The 13,391-nt window shown below is 74.2% G+C and carries 12 protein-coding genes; 6 read left to right on the forward strand and 6 right to left on the reverse strand.

Annotated features, from left to right (window positions below):
* Positions 1-56 precede the first annotated feature (56 nt).
* Entirely contained in the window at positions 57-617 is a 561-nt protein-coding gene (locus BIV28_RS14030) for a hypothetical protein (protein ID WP_076262827.1), read from the reverse strand.
* Positions 618-688: 71 nt separating this feature from the next.
* Entirely contained in the window at positions 689-1,882 is a 1,194-nt protein-coding gene (locus BIV28_RS14035) for a glycine C-acetyltransferase (RefSeq protein WP_076262829.1), read from the reverse strand.
* Positions 1,883-1,957: 75 nt separating this feature from the next.
* Here BIV28_RS14035 and BIV28_RS14040 point away from each other — a divergent pair, with 75 nt between their 5' ends.
* On the forward strand, positions 1,958-2,383 hold the full coding sequence (locus BIV28_RS14040; protein WP_207555992.1) for a TIGR03668 family PPOX class F420-dependent oxidoreductase: 426 nt from the start codon (positions 1,958-1,960) through the stop codon (positions 2,381-2,383).
* Between the two features lie 18 nt (positions 2,384-2,401).
* Here the strand turns inward: BIV28_RS14040 and BIV28_RS14045 are convergent, their stop codons facing one another.
* Complete coding sequence (locus BIV28_RS14045) at positions 2,402-2,956, reverse strand: dihydrofolate reductase family protein (protein WP_076262833.1); 555 nt, start codon at positions 2,954-2,956, stop codon at positions 2,402-2,404.
* Positions 2,957-3,118: 162 nt separating this feature from the next.
* Here BIV28_RS14045 and BIV28_RS14050 point away from each other — a divergent pair, with 162 nt between their 5' ends.
* From BIV28_RS14050 to BIV28_RS14060, 3 genes are all read left to right on the forward strand, one after another.
* The gene (locus BIV28_RS14050) at positions 3,119-3,502 is read left to right on the forward strand and encodes a hypothetical protein (RefSeq protein ID WP_076262834.1); all 384 of its coding nucleotides are present in this window, start codon (positions 3,119-3,121) and stop codon (positions 3,500-3,502) included.
* A 120-nt stretch (positions 3,503-3,622) separates the two neighbouring features.
* Positions 3,623-4,447: a caspase family protein gene (locus BIV28_RS14055; protein WP_076262836.1), complete on the forward strand. Its 825-nt coding sequence runs from the start codon at positions 3,623-3,625 to the stop codon at positions 4,445-4,447.
* A gap of 130 nt (positions 4,448-4,577) precedes the next feature.
* Positions 4,578-7,466: a CHAT domain-containing protein gene (locus tag BIV28_RS14060; protein WP_076262838.1), complete on the forward strand. Its 2,889-nt coding sequence runs from the start codon at positions 4,578-4,580 to the stop codon at positions 7,464-7,466.
* Between the two features lie 12 nt (positions 7,467-7,478).
* Here BIV28_RS14060 and BIV28_RS14065 read toward each other — a convergent pair whose 3' ends face one another.
* Together BIV28_RS14065 and tdh are read right to left on the reverse strand one after the other, a co-directional pair.
* On the reverse strand, positions 7,479-8,144 hold the full coding sequence (locus BIV28_RS14065) for an alpha/beta fold hydrolase (protein ID WP_076262839.1): 666 nt from the start codon (positions 8,142-8,144) through the stop codon (positions 7,479-7,481).
* Positions 8,141-9,178, reverse strand: coding sequence for an L-threonine 3-dehydrogenase (gene tdh, locus BIV28_RS14070; protein WP_076262840.1), 1,038 nt, complete (start codon positions 9,176-9,178; stop codon positions 8,141-8,143). The genes BIV28_RS14065 and tdh overlap by 4 nt, the downstream gene beginning before the upstream one ends.
* Before the next feature lie 45 nt (positions 9,179-9,223).
* On the opposite strand from tdh, the gene BIV28_RS14075 reads away from it, so the two are divergent.
* Complete coding sequence (locus BIV28_RS14075) at positions 9,224-9,697, forward strand: Fur family transcriptional regulator (protein WP_076262842.1); 474 nt, start codon at positions 9,224-9,226, stop codon at positions 9,695-9,697.
* An 81-nt stretch (positions 9,698-9,778) separates the two neighbouring features.
* Positions 9,779-11,158 carry an ATP-binding protein gene (locus tag BIV28_RS14080; RefSeq protein WP_242653029.1) on the forward strand — a complete coding sequence of 460 codons (1,380 nt, stop codon included), beginning with the start codon at positions 9,779-9,781 and terminating at the stop codon, positions 11,156-11,158.
* Between the two features lie 31 nt (positions 11,159-11,189).
* On the opposite strand, the gene BIV28_RS14085 is transcribed toward BIV28_RS14080, so the two are convergent.
* Positions 11,190-13,391 (reverse strand): alpha-galactosidase, encoded by a 2,202-nt coding sequence (locus tag BIV28_RS14085; protein ID WP_076262844.1) that lies wholly within the window; start codon positions 13,389-13,391, stop codon positions 11,190-11,192.

Consider the following 13,391-nt stretch of genomic DNA (forward strand, 5'->3'; position numbering starts at 1 on the left):
CGGTGCCCGCTGCATCGCGCACCCTTCGCGGAAGCCCGCACTCCTGGGGCAGTCGCTCACTGGACGGGGTGCGGTGGCGGGGAGACCGACGCGAGCGCGTCGAGGTAGCGGGTACCGACCGACACCTTGGTCAGGTGACGCAGCCGGTACCCGAGCGGCCGGTCGTGCCACGACCCGTCCGAGCGAACCTCGACCAGCCAGAGCATCCCGTCGGCCACCTCGTCGACGATGCCGACCCACATGACGTCGCGGTGGCGCCGCTCCTGCTCGACGGCGACGAGCCGACCCTCAGCCACGAGCGTCCGCAGGACGTCCCTCGTCCGGTCGAGGAGCAGACCCTCCGGTGCGGCAGGAGGCCAGCCGGGCTGCGTCGGGGCCACGAGGCGGGCGAATCCCGTGGCCGGGCGGACGCGTCGGATGCCCTTGACCCGGATGGCCGTCAGGCCGTCGAGGAACCCGTCGTCGGCGACCTCGGCCACGAGCGCCCACCGGCAGCCAGCGGCCAGCACCACCCCGGTGACCCTGGCGCTGCGATGCCCGAACCGGTGCACGTCGACGACCTCGCGGTCGGCGGCTGCGGACGCGAGGCGTCGGTGCAGGCGTTCGCGACGGCTCATGCCGGGATGGTGACACCCACGGCGCTGCCCCCGCGACGGGTTATCGACGCGGGGGCACCGTGGCACGTGGGTCAGCCGACGGCGTCGCGGCCCTTGACGAAGGCGTCGACGCAGGCGCGGACGTCGTCCTCGGAGTGCGCGGCCGAGAGCTGCACGCGGATGCGCGCCTTGCCCTTGGGCACGACCGGGTAGGAGAACGCGATGACGTAGACGCCGTTGCCGAGCATGTGGTCGGCGACCTGCGCGGCGCGGCGGGCGCCGTCCTCGCCCGGGAACATGACCGGGCGGATCGGGTGCGTGCCGGGCAGCAGCTCGAAGCCGGCCTCGGTCATGAGCGAGTGGAACAGCTCGGTGTTGCGCCGCAGCTGCTCGCGCTTCTCGGCCGAGCTCGCGACGAGCTCGATGGCGGCCTTGGAGCCCGCGGCGACGGCCGGCGCGACGGAGTTGGAGAACAGGTACGGGCGCGAGCGCTGGCGCAGCAGGTCGACGATCTCGCGGTGGCTGGCCACGTAGCCGCCCGACGCGCCGCCGAGGGCCTTGCCGAGCGTGCCGGTGATGATGTCGACGCGGTCCTGGACGCCGAAAAGCTCAGGGGTGCCGCGCCCGCCGTCGCCGACGAAGCCGACCGCGTGCGAGTCGTCGACGAACACCAGCGCGCCGAACTCGTCGGCGAGGTCGCAGATCTCGTCGAGCGGCGCGTACGAGCCGTCCATCGAGAAGACGCCGTCGGTGACGACGACCTTCCGCTTGGCCCCCGCAGCGACGGCGGCCTCGAGCTGGGCCCGCAGGTCGGTCATGTCGGCGTTCTTGTAGCGGTAGCGCATCGCCTTGGACAGGCGCACGCCGTCGATGATCGACGCGTGGTTCAGCTCGTCGCTGATGATGGCGTCCTCGGCGCCGAAGAGCACCTCGAAGACGCCGCCGTTCGCGTCGAAGCACGAAGAGTAGAGGATCGTCGCCTCGGTGCCGAGGAACTCGCTGATGGTGCGCTCGAGGTCGGTGTGCAGCGTCTGCGTGCCGCAGATGAAGCGGACCGACGCCATGCCGAAGCCCCAGTCGTCGAGCGCGGCCTTGGCGGCCCCGATGATCGCGGGGTCGTCGGCCAGGCCGAGGTAGTTGTTGGCGCAGAAGTTGAGCGCCTCGGCCTTGAGGGTGGTGACGTGGGCCGACTGGGGTGAGGTCAGCTCGCGTTCGTTCTTGTAGAGGCCGGCGTCCTCGATCTCCTGCAGGGTCGCTGCGATCTCGTCCTTGACCGATCCGTACATGGTCGTCCTTCGCGCGTCGGCGGGCGTGTGGCGTCACCCAGCGTATTGCGGCCCGCCGGGACTAGCGTGGGCCGGGTGGACGCGGACGAGGCGAGGGCGCGCTTCGCCGCCGCGCGGGTGGCCCGGCTCGCGACGGTCGCCCCCGACGGGGCACCGCACCTGGTGCCCGTCGTCTTCGCCGTCGTGGGGGAGGTCACCGGCGACGTCGTGTGGTCGGCGGTCGACGACAAGCCGAAGTCCACCCGGGCGCTGCGCCGCCTCGCCAACATCGCCGCGCACCCCCGGGTCAGCCTCCTCGTCGACCACTACGACGACGACTGGACGAGGCTGTGGTGGGTGCGCGCCGACGGCACCGCGCGCGTCCTCGACGCCACCGACGCTGCGACGCGCGCCGGCCGGGACGCGCTCGTCGGCCGCTACCCGCAGTACGCCGAGCAGCCGCCCGCGGGCCCGTTCGTCGCAGTCACCGTCGACGCGTGGCGCGGCTGGTCGGCCCGCTGACCCACGACGGGAGTGGCGTCAGACGTCGTAGCGGGCGTAGGTCGTGCCGTTGCCGAACGTGCGGGAGTCCGTGAGGCGCAGCTCCATCCGTACGTCGCCCGGCAGGACCGGCGTCCCTCCCCCGACGACGTGCGGCACCCGGAAGACGCTGACCTCGTCGACGACGCCGGCCCGCAGCGCCTGGGCCGCCAGCGTCGGCCCGCCGATGCCGACGTCACGGGGCTGCTCACGCACCCACGCCGCGACCTCGACCGGGTCGAAGAACCGCTCGAGCCGCGTCCGCGGGGCGCTGACCCCCTCGAGCGTCGTCGAGTACACGACCTTGTCGGTGGCCTGCCACACGCGGGCGTAGTCGTCCCCGACCGAGCCCTCGGGGTCGTCGGTGGGCGCGGTGTCCCAGTAGCGGAGCACCTCGTAGAGCCGTCGGCCGCACAGGTGGGTGCCGAGGCCGCGCTCGAGGTCGTTGACGAAGCGGTGCACCTCGTCGTCGGGTGCGGCCCACCCGAAGCCGCCCGACGCGTCGGCGACGTACCCGTCGAGCGAGCAGATGGACGTGTAGACGAGGCGTCCCATGTGTCGACTGTGTCACGCCGGCGTGCTCGGCGGGCCCGTCCGAACTCCGTCGGAGCCCCTTTCGAGTCGGTGCGAAGCACGTTGCGCCACTAGAGTGGCGGGGTTTGCGCGGCCCACGAGGCCCGCCGGACCAGCCCTCCCACCAGGACGCCAGGACCTCCCGTGCACCGACGACTCGCCCTCAGCTGCGCCACCGCGGCCACCGTTCTCGCCCTCGCCGCCTGCGGCGACGGCGGCCCGAGCGCCACGAAGGAGGTCGCGGGCGCGCACCCCGCGTGGATCACGGTGGCCCAGGTCGTCTGTCCCCCCGACTCCGACGCCAAGGGGTCGGTCGACGACCACAAGGTCACGTGCACCGGGCCCAAGGGCCAGCAGGTGGAGGCGTCCTTCTACGACCGGGCCGTCGACCTCGACCGCACGGTCAGCACCTTCCAGTGCAAGACCGGCGTCAAGTCGATCTCGGGCGACGACTGGCTCGTGCCCGTCGTGCCCGACGACGCCATGGCCGGCAAGCTGCTCGACGCCGGCGGCATCAACCTCTGCTGAGGGCCCGAAGCGCCCGAGACGCCTGAGACGCCCGAACCGGGTGTATCACCGCCGGCGCAGGAGGACTCTGGGAGGTGGGGCCCCACCCTGCCCCAGTGCGCTCGGCGGAAGGAGTCCGTCATGGCCCGGCGCGCCCTGCTCATCGGCATCAACCAGTACGCGATCCCGGGGGCCGACCTCCGCGGCTGCGTCAACGACGTCGAGCTCGCCGCCGGCGTCCTGCGCGACCTCTACGGCTTCCCGGACGACGCCGTCACGCTGCTCACCGACGCGGCGGCCACGAAGACGGCGATGCAGGAGGCGATCTCCGGCCTCGTCGACGGCGCCGCCCCCGGCGACGTGCTCTACCTGCACTACTCCGGCCACGGCTCGAACGTGCCCGACACGAACGGCGACGAGGCCGACGGCCGCGACGAGATCCTCTGCCCGCACGACCTCGACTGGGACGACCCGCTCACCGACGACTGGCTGCGCACGACCTTCGACCGCCTCGACCCGGCGGCGAGCCTCACCGTCGTCATGGACTGCTGCCACTCCGGCACGAACACCCGCGAGCCGCTGCCGCCGCCCGGCATGCCGCAGCCCGAGGTGGTCGACCGCTTCCTGCCCAACCCCGACGACGAGGACCGGGGCGGTGCCCACACCGGCACGCCGCGTCGGGCCCGCCGGCGCCGCGACGGCGACGTGCACGACGTCGACATCGTCGAGACGCTCGTCAGCGGCTGCCGCGACACGCAGACCTCCGCCGACGCGCACATCGACGGCTCGTACAACGGCGCCCTGACCTACTACCTCGTCAAGGCGATGCGCGAGGACCCGACCGCGTCCTACCGCGACGTGCACCGCCGCACCCTGGTCGGGCTGCGCGGCGCCTACCCGCAGGTGCCGCAGCTCGAGGGCCGCGGCGTCCGCCTCGACGCCCCCTTCCTGTCGCCCGCGGGGTGAGGTCGTGGCCCCGCTCGACGGGCCCGTCCCCACGGCGACGCCGCCCGTCCCCTCCACGAGACCCAGCCCACCCGCCGCATCGCCGGACGCGAGGGACACCGGGCCGTCCGGCACGTCCGGCACGTCCGGCGTGTCCGACGCGCGCGACACGTCCGACCCGCGTCCCCGCCCGACGGTGCACGTCGCCCACGGCGACCTGCGCTTCGCGCGCAACCACCTCGTCGTGGGCCACTACGCCGGCAGCACGCTCGTCGGCGGCGAGGCGGCCCTCGACCAGCTGCTCGACGGGCGGCTCTCCCGCGCAGCCATGCTCGGCATCTACCCGGGAGCGCTCGAGACGTGCCAGGTGTTCACCGACCCCGACAAGTGGTCGACGCCGCCGGGTGCGGTCGTCGCGGGCCTGGGCCCCATCGGCCAGCTGAGCGCGGCCTCGCTGGCCCGCGCCGTCGCCCACGCGGCCCTGACTGCGGCGCTCGGGAACCTGTCGATCGCCCGGCCCCGCAAGGCATCCCGCCGCACCGGCGGCGTGCTGCAGATGCGGCTGTCGAGCCTGCTCATCGCCACCGGCGCGGGCGGCCTGCCGGTGCGCGACAGCGTCCAGGCGCTGCTCACCGGCCTGCAGCGGGCCAACGACCGCCTCGCCGACACCGGCATGGCCGTGCACATCTGCGACCTCGAGGTCATCGAGCTGTGGCAGGACCGCGCCCTCCAGGCCCTCGACGCCGTCTCCGCGTCGATGTCGACCGGCGAGCTCGCCGACTGCTACGTGCTCGACCCGCGGCTGCGGGAGATGCCGGGGCGGCAGCGTCGGCTCGTCTTCAGCGAGCGCGACGGCTGGTGGCAGCAGGTGCGGGTGCGCAGCGAGGACGACGGGGCGCTGACGTTCGAGGCCTCGGTCGGACGGGCGGGCACGCCGACGCGGACGGTGGGCACCCAGCGGGCCCTCGTCGACCGGCTCGTCGAGTCGCTCGTCGACACCCCCTCGCCCGACGCGGTGTCGGCCCACACGCTCTTCGAGCTGCTCTTCCCCAACGACCTCAAGGCGCAGGCGCCCGACACCGACAACATCGTGCTCGTCGTCGACCGCGGCTCGGCCCACTTCCCGTGGGAGCTGCTCGACGACCACGGGGCCGACCGGGTCGGCGCGGGTGACGGCGAGCGGCGCACGCCCCTCGGGGTGCGCCGCGGCCTCGTGCGCCAGCTCGAGGGGACGACGATGCGCAGCCACGTGCTGTCGGCGACGACCGGACGGGCGTTCGTCATCGGTGACACCGAGAGCGGTCTCGGGCCGCTGCCGGCCGCCCAGAACGAGGCCCGAGCTGTGGCGAAGACGTTGCAGGACAAGGGTTTCCAGTGCGATCCGCTCATCACGGCGTCGGGCACCCAGGTGGTGCAGGGGCTCTTCGACGGCGCGTACCGCATCGTGCACCTCGCCGGGCACGGCGTCTTCGACTGGCCGGTGCCCGCGGCCGGGACCGACGGTGTTGACGGGACGGCGCGCGTCACGGGCCTCGTCCTCGGGGGCGGGATGTTCCTCACCGCCGGGGAGATCGGGCAGCTGCGCCAGGTGCCCGAGCTCGTCTTCGTCAACTGCTGCCACCTCGGCGCGGTGGCCGAGAGCGGCACGGCCGCACCGACGCTCGGGGGCCGCTACCACCGGCTCGCCGCGAGCGTCGCCACCGAGCTCATCGACATCGGCGTGCGGGCCGTGGTGGCCTGCGGCTGGGCCGTCGACGACGAGGCCGCCGCGACCTTCGCGACGACGTTCTACGACGCGATCCTCGCCGGCGAGACGTTCGGCGACGCCGTGACCCGGGCCCGCGCGGAGACGTGGAACCAGCACCCCGACGTCAACACGTGGGGTGCCTACCAGTGCTACGGCGACCCCGACTACCGCCTGGCCCGCGAGGGCATCGAGCTGACGTCCGGCCCGGCGCACCACCTCGCGAGCACCGAGCAGGCCCGCGTCGAGATCGAGAACCTCGGCCAGTCGGTCGACGTCAGCCGCGACACGAACTACGGCCTGCGCCGGCTGCACACCCTCGTGGGCCAGCTCGACGCGTCCGACCTGGCCGACGGCGCGCTGCAGGTGCTCATCGCCCGCACGTACAACAAGTTCGGCAACTTCGACCTCGCCCGCGACTACTTCCGCCGCACGCTCGCCTCCGGCGGGACGGCGCTCACGGTCCGCGACTTCGAGGTGTGGATCGACCAGACCGTGCGGACCGCCGCGACCGACGCCGTGCACGGCTCGGGCGCCCCCGGCGGCTCGGGGATCGCGCTGCTCGGCGCCGACGCGGTGGAGACCGCGGCCGCGACGATCGAGTCCTCGATCGCGACGCTGCGCCACCTCATCGACGACCCCGGCTCGGTCGTGCTCGGCAGCGGCCCGGGGCCCTCGGTGCTCGCGGCCGCGGACGCCGTGCCCGCCCCGAGCATCGACCGGCTGTGGCGTGTCGCCAGCGCCTACAAGCGGCTCGCGCTCGTCACGTGCCCGGCCCGGTCCGCCGCGGCGGCCGCCGCGGCTCCCGACGACTGGACGCGCGCGACGGCGGCACTCGTCGACGCCGCGGACTGGTACCGGCGGGCCCACGAGGCCGCCGGCCCGCACGACCGGCGCACCAACGGGGCCCTCGCCAACTGGCTCGCGGCCGAGCTGGCCCTGACGTGGCGCCCGGTGGCCGACCGCCCGGGCGTCGAGCCCGACACCGCGCGGCGGCTGCTCCACGACGCCCTCGAGGAGGCCGACGAGGAGGCGCGCCACTCGCCCTCGTTCTGGACCGTCGCGGTGGTCGGCGACCTCGTCGCCCTCGCGGCGCTGTGGGCACCGGAGCCGACACGCGCCAAGGCGGCGAAGGCCGTCGACCGCTACGAGCGGGCGGCCCTCATCGGCAGCGAGGAGCAGCTGCGCCAGGTGCGCGACCAGGTCGACTGGCTCGCCGACATGGCCAACTCCGACCACCCGCCGCAGGCGGCGTTCCTCCGGACGCTCCAGGAGGGCCTCGACGCCATCACGTGAGCCGCGCCGGCGTCAGGCGTCGGGGTCGTCCTCGGCGAGGAACTCGGCGGTGAGGTCGGCGAGCTCGCGCGCCGACTCGGTGTTGAGCATCGCCCCGGCCCCGTCGACGACGTGCAGGCGCGCACCGGGCACCTCGGCCGCGAGGCGGCGTCCGGCCTCGACCCCGGCGCGGTCGCGCGACCCCGCGACGACGAGCGTCGGGGCCTCGACGCGTCGCAGCGCGTCGGTGCCGTCGAAGTCGCGCAGCGCGTCGAGGACGGCGAGCATCCGCGGGCGCGACACCCCGGCGTCGACGAGCCTCGACTCGGGCACGAGCCGCATCGCGAGCTTCTGCATCCGCAGCGCCCCCTTCGACGGGCGCACGAGCGCGCCGGCCACGACGAGGCGCCCGACGAGCTCGGGCCGCTGCACCGCGAGGCGCAGCGCGACGCTCGCCCCGACCGACACCCCGAGGAGGTCGGCCTTGCGCACGCCCTGCAGCTCGAGCCCGTCGGCGACGCCCGACGCGGCGGCGTCGAGGTCGAACCCGACGGGGTCCTTGGGGCGCAGGCCGCGCATCCACGGGGCCGTCATCGGGCGACCGGCGCCGAAGGCCGACACGAAGTCCTGCCAGGCGATGGGCGACTGCCCGACGCCGTGGAGCAGGACGAGCGGGCGCGGCTGACCGGGCTGGTTCATGACCAGTCGAGGACGACCTTGCCGCACTGGCCCGAGCGCGCGGTGTCGAAGGCCTCCTCCCAGCGCTCGGCCGGGAACCGGTGCGTGATGACCTGCGTGACGGCCGACCGGAAGCGCTCGGACGTCGCGATCATCTGCGACATGGCGTACCACGTGTCGTACATCTCGCGGCCGTAGATGCCCTTGAGCGTCAGCATGTGGGTGATGACCTTGCCCCAGTCGAGCTCGTAGCTCTGGTGCGGCAGGCCGAGCAGCGCGATGCGCCCGCCGTGGTTCATGTTGGCGATCATGTCGGTGACGGCCGGGGCGGCCCCCGACATCTCGAGACCGATGTCGAAGCCCTCCTTCATGCCGAGGTGGTGCTGGGCGTCGGCGAGCGACTCGCGGGTGACGTTGATCGTCAGGTCGGCGCCGGCGTGCTCGGCGAGGGAGAGGCGGTAGTCGCTCGCGTCGGACACGACCACGTAGCGGGCACCGGCGTGGCGTGCGATGGCCGCGGCCATGACGCCGATGGGTCCCGCGCCGGTGATGACGACGTCCTCGCCGACCATCGGCCACTGCAGCGCCGTGTGCGTGGCGTTGCCGAGCGGGTCGAAGACGGCGCCGAGGTCGGGGTCGAGGTCGGCGGGCTGCACCCAGACGTTGCTCGCCGGCAGCACGACGTAGTCGGCGAAGGCGCCGTCGCGGTTGACGCCGATGCCCTGGGTGCGGATGCAGAGGTGGCGGCGGCCCGCGCGGCAGTTGCGGCAGACGCCGCAGACGACGTGGCCCTCGCCGGACGCGCGGTCACCGACGGACACGCTCGTGACGTCCTCGCCGACCTCGACGACCTCGCCGTAGAACTCGTGGCCGATGACGAGCGGCGGCTTGACGGTGGACTCGGCCCAGTCGTCCCAGCCCGCGAGGTGCAGGTCGGTGCCGCAGATGCCCGCCCGGAGCACGCGGATCTTGACGTCGGTGGGGCCGCAGTCGGGCTCGGGGCGGTCGACGAGCTCGAGACCGGGGCCGGCGGACAGCTTCGTGAGGGCACGCACGGAGGGCAGTCTGCCACCCGACGCCGGACGCGGGATGATGAGGGCGTGCCGACGACCCAGTCCCCGACGCCGCGCGTCGCCGAGGTCCTCGCCCGGCTGCGCGCCGTGGGTGAGCGCATGACACCCGCCCGGCGGGCCGTGATCTCCGTCGTCGACGCGGCCGACGCGTCGGGCGAGCACCTGACCGCCGAGCAGATCGGAGCGCGCGTCGGCGACCTCGAGCCGGCCGTGCACCGGGCCACGCTCTACCGGACGCTCACCTCGCTCACCGAGCTCGGCGCCCTCTCGCACGTGCACCTCGGCGGGTCCGCGACGGTCTACCACCTCGGCGGTGGGCCCGAGGAGGAGGGACCGCACGACCACGCGCACGTCCAGTGCCACGCGTGCGGACGCGTCCTCGACGTCCCGCCCGACGTCCTCGACGACGTCGCGGCGCGCCTCGAGGCCGACCTCGGCTTCGTCCTCGACACCGGCCACGCGGCCCTGCTCGGCACCTGCCGCGACTGCGCCGCCGATTGAGCCGATTCGCCGACACCGGTCACGTCGGCGCGCCACCATGGAAAGGGTGGCGAGTTCCGGGCAGCGGGTGCGGAGGCGATGATGACGACCCACGACACGACATTCGGCGCGGACGTCCGGTCCGACGACGGGCGCACCTTCGTCGCGGCGACCGAGCGGCTCAGTCCCGGTGACCTCGCCGTCATCGAGTCCGACCACGAGGCGCTGCTGGCGCAGGTGCGGTCCCGGTCCGGCAGCCCGGCCATGGCCGCGGGGGTCGTGCTCGGCCACCTCAAGGACGGCCGGCTCGTGCGCCCGCAGGGCCGCGACCTGCTCGAGCAGGCGACGATCCGGCCCGCGAACCGCGAGGAGGCCGAGCAGCTGCAGGCGGCGACCCGGGCCACGATGGAGGTCGGCACGTGGCAGCTCGGTGGCGCCGAGGCGACGCTGCGCCTGCGGCCTGCGGGGTTCGCGCGGCACACCTTCGTCTGCGGGCAGAGCGGCTCGGGCAAGACGTACGCGCTCGGCGTCGTCCTCGAGCAGCTCATCCTCCAGACGCGGCTGCGGCTGTTCGTCATCGACCCGAACGCCGACTTCATCCACCTCGGCACGACCCGCGACGACGCCCCGGTGGACGCCGGCGCGCGGCTCCGCGCGGCCGGCGACCTCGACGTGCAGCGGGCCGACGCCGATGGCTCGGATGCCCTGCGCGTGCGCTTCGGGCACCTGTCGCTCGCGGCCCAGGCGTCGGTGATGCAGCTCAACCCGGTGACCGACCGAGGCGAGTTCAACGAGTGGCTGCACGTCGACGTCGACGACCCGAGCATCGACCTCGGCGACCTCATGGCGCGGATGGCCAACGGTTCGGCGTCGGAGCGGGCCTTCGCGCAGCGCGTCGAGAACCTCGGCATCGGGGGCTGGCAGGTGTGGCCCATCAACACCCCCGGCGCGGTGCCGATGCACGAGCGGTCCGCGCGCACCACGGTGCTCGACGTCTCCGGCTTCGGCCGCCACGAGGAGCAGCTCGTCGTCGCCCTCGACCTGCTCGACCGGCTCTGGGCCGAGCGCGAGCAGCGCCAGCCCGCGCTCGTCGTCATCGACGAGTCGCACAACATCTGCCCGTCCGACCCCTCGACGCCCCTGCAGCGCGCCGTGACCGACCGGCTCATCCAGATCGCCGCCGAGGGGCGCAAGTACGGCTTGTGGCTGCTGCTGTCGACGCAGCGGCCCTCGAAGGTCCACCCGCAGGTCGTCTCGCAGTGCGACAACCTCATGCTGATGCGGATGAACTCGCCCTCCGACGTCGCCGACCTCTCGCGCCTCTTCGGCTTCGCGCCGGAGGCGATGCTCGACGCGTCGCCGAACTTCTACCAGGGCGAGGCCCTCTTCGCCGGCGCGTTCGTGCCGGTGCCGTCGTTCGGGCGCATGGGCGCCCGGCTGACGATCGAGGGCGGCATCGACGTGCCGGTGCCACTGCCCTGAGCCGGGCGGCCGGGCAGCCGGGCAGCCGGCGTCAGACGGCGCGGACGTCGAGCAGGTAGCCCTGGGCCGGGCCGAGCACCGGCACCGGCAGGCCGACGACGCCGAGCACCGAGCCGGGCACGACGACCCCGTCGGCGGCGAGGGCCGGCTCCCACCACGACGGCGCCCCGTGCTGCACGACCGCGGGCGCTCCCGCCTCCGGACGCACCCGCACGGCGTAGCTGCGCCGCGGGTCGAGACCCGGCAGGGGCAGCGCCCCCGTGGTGGCGTCGCGGCCCGTGACGAGGCGCGCCACGGTGTAGGCGGCGCGGCCACGGTCGGCGTCGACGGTGCCGGTGACGAAAACGGTCCCGTCGGGGCTCTCCGAGCGGACGAGGTCGCCGGAGTGGAGCAGCGGACGCAGCTCGCGGGCCAGGGCGGTCCAGGCGGTGATCCGCTCCAGCTCCTCCTCCGAGCACGAGCTGATGTCCCACTCGAGGCCGGCGTGCCCCTGCAGTGCCATGAGCGTGCGGAACCCGAGGTCGACGGTGCGGTGCGTCGTGTGCGCCGTGGCCGGGCCGACGTGCGTGCCCATGAGCTCGGCGGGCACGAGCAGGCTGGTCCACCGCTGGATGCTCGCCCGCTCGAGGGCGTCGTTGCAGTCGCTGGTCCAGATGCGGTCGGTGTGGTCGAGCACCTCGAGGTCGACGCGCCCGCCACCGCTGCTGCACGACTCGATCTCGAGCCGCGGGTGGCGTGCCCGGAGGTCGTCGAGGAGCCGGTAGAAGGCGAGCGTGTGCGCGTGGACCGCCGGGGCGTCGACGCGGGGCCCGCCGGGACCCTCGACCGTGTGGACGGCCTCGAGGAGGTCGCGGTTGTGGTCCCACTTGATGTAGTCGATGCCGTACTCGGCGACGAGCGCGCTGATCCGCTCGAGCAGCTGCTCGCGGGCGGCGTCGACCGTGAGGTCGAGCAGCTGTTGCCAGCGCCACTCGCGCGGTGCGCCCTCGGCCGGGCCGAGGACCCACTCGGGGTGGGCGCGCACGAGGTCGCTGTCCTCGTTGACCATCTCCGGCTCGAACCACAGGCCGAACTCGAGCCCGAGGCCCTTGACGTGGTCGACGAGGGGTCCCATCCCGTCGGGCCAGACCTCGCGCGACACGACCCAGTCGCCGAGGCCGGCGCGGTCGTGGCGACGCCCGCCGAACCAGCCGTCGTCGAGAACGAACCGCTCGACGCCGACGCGGGCGGCCGTGTCGGCCAACGACCTCAGGTGGTCGAGGTCGGTCTCGAAGTACACGGCCTCCCACGTGTTGAGCACGACGGGACGCGGTCGCGACGGGTGGCCGGCGCGGGCCCGCAGGCTGCGGTGGAGGCGGCGCGAGAGGCCGTCGAGCCCCTCGGTCGAGTGGACGAAGACGACGGTCGGGGCCGCGTACGTCTCGCCCGGCGCGAGGCGCACCTCGCCGGGTGCGAGGAGCTCCCCGCCGCCCAGGACGGCGTGGTGGCGCCCGGCTCCCTCGGGCAGGGACTCGACGAGGTGCTCGTGGTTGCCGCTCCAGGCGGTGTGCACGGCCCAGACCTCGCCCGTGCCCCAGTCGAACCCGCGGGTGCCGGCCATGAGCAGCAGCGTCGCGTCGTGCCCCGTGCGACCGCGCCGGGACGCGCGCAGGTGCGTGCCGTGGTCGAGCCGGCTGCGCTGCGGTGAGCGCTCGCGGCACCAGCGCCCGGTGAGGTCGAGCACCTCGTCGGCGCGCAGCGGCAGGGGCAGGATCGCGCGCAGCGCCGACACGTCGAGCGGGGCCTCGGCGTCGGAGGTGTTCGTCACCGACGCGTCGACGCGGAGGACGCCGTGCGCGTCGAGCGCGTGGCGCAGCTCGAGGCGGATGCCGTCAGGAGAGGTCGCGCGCGTCACGGCCGTCGTGCCCTCGGCGGTGCACGTGACGTCCGACCAGCGCACCGCGCCGGCCGCGCCGCCACGGTGCCCGGCCCACCCGGGGGTCCCCGACCAGCCGTCGGCCTCGCCCGGCAGGACGGTGAGCGGCCACGGCTCGTCGAGCGCGCTCGGCGGGACCGGGGCGACCGTCAGGGCGGACAGGGCCGCGTAGCTGCCGGCGCCACCCTCGAGGACGGGACCCCAGTGGAGCACCTCCGGCAGGCCCCCGGCGCGCGGCTCGAGCGCCAGGGCGGTGCCGGCGGACTCGACGACGACCGGGGAGGAAGTGGGCTGGGACGGGTGGGTCGGGTCGTTCAC

Source organism: Intrasporangium flavum (assembly GCF_001956915.1).
Lineage (GTDB): Bacteria > Actinomycetota > Actinomycetes > Actinomycetales > Dermatophilaceae > Monashia > Monashia flava.

Excerpts from the sequence above, each read along its gene's own strand:
- BIV28_RS14030 (WP_076262827.1), bottom strand. The coding sequence starts at position 617 with ATGAGCCGTCGCGAACGCCTGCACCGACGCCTCGCGTCCGCAGCCGCC.
- BIV28_RS14065 (WP_076262839.1), bottom strand. The coding sequence starts at position 8,144 with ATGAACCAGCCCGGTCAGCCGCGCCCGCTCGTCCTGCTCCACGGCGTC.
- BIV28_RS14080 (WP_242653029.1), top strand. The coding sequence starts at position 9,779 with ATGACGACCCACGACACGACATTCGGCGCGGACGTCCGGTCCGACGAC.
- BIV28_RS14055 (WP_076262836.1), top strand. The coding sequence starts at position 3,623 with ATGGCCCGGCGCGCCCTGCTCATCGGCATCAACCAGTACGCGATCCCG.
- BIV28_RS14035 (WP_076262829.1), bottom strand. The coding sequence starts at position 1,882 with ATGTACGGATCGGTCAAGGACGAGATCGCAGCGACCCTGCAGGAGATC.
- BIV28_RS14045 (WP_076262833.1), bottom strand. The coding sequence starts at position 2,956 with ATGGGACGCCTCGTCTACACGTCCATCTGCTCGCTCGACGGGTACGTC.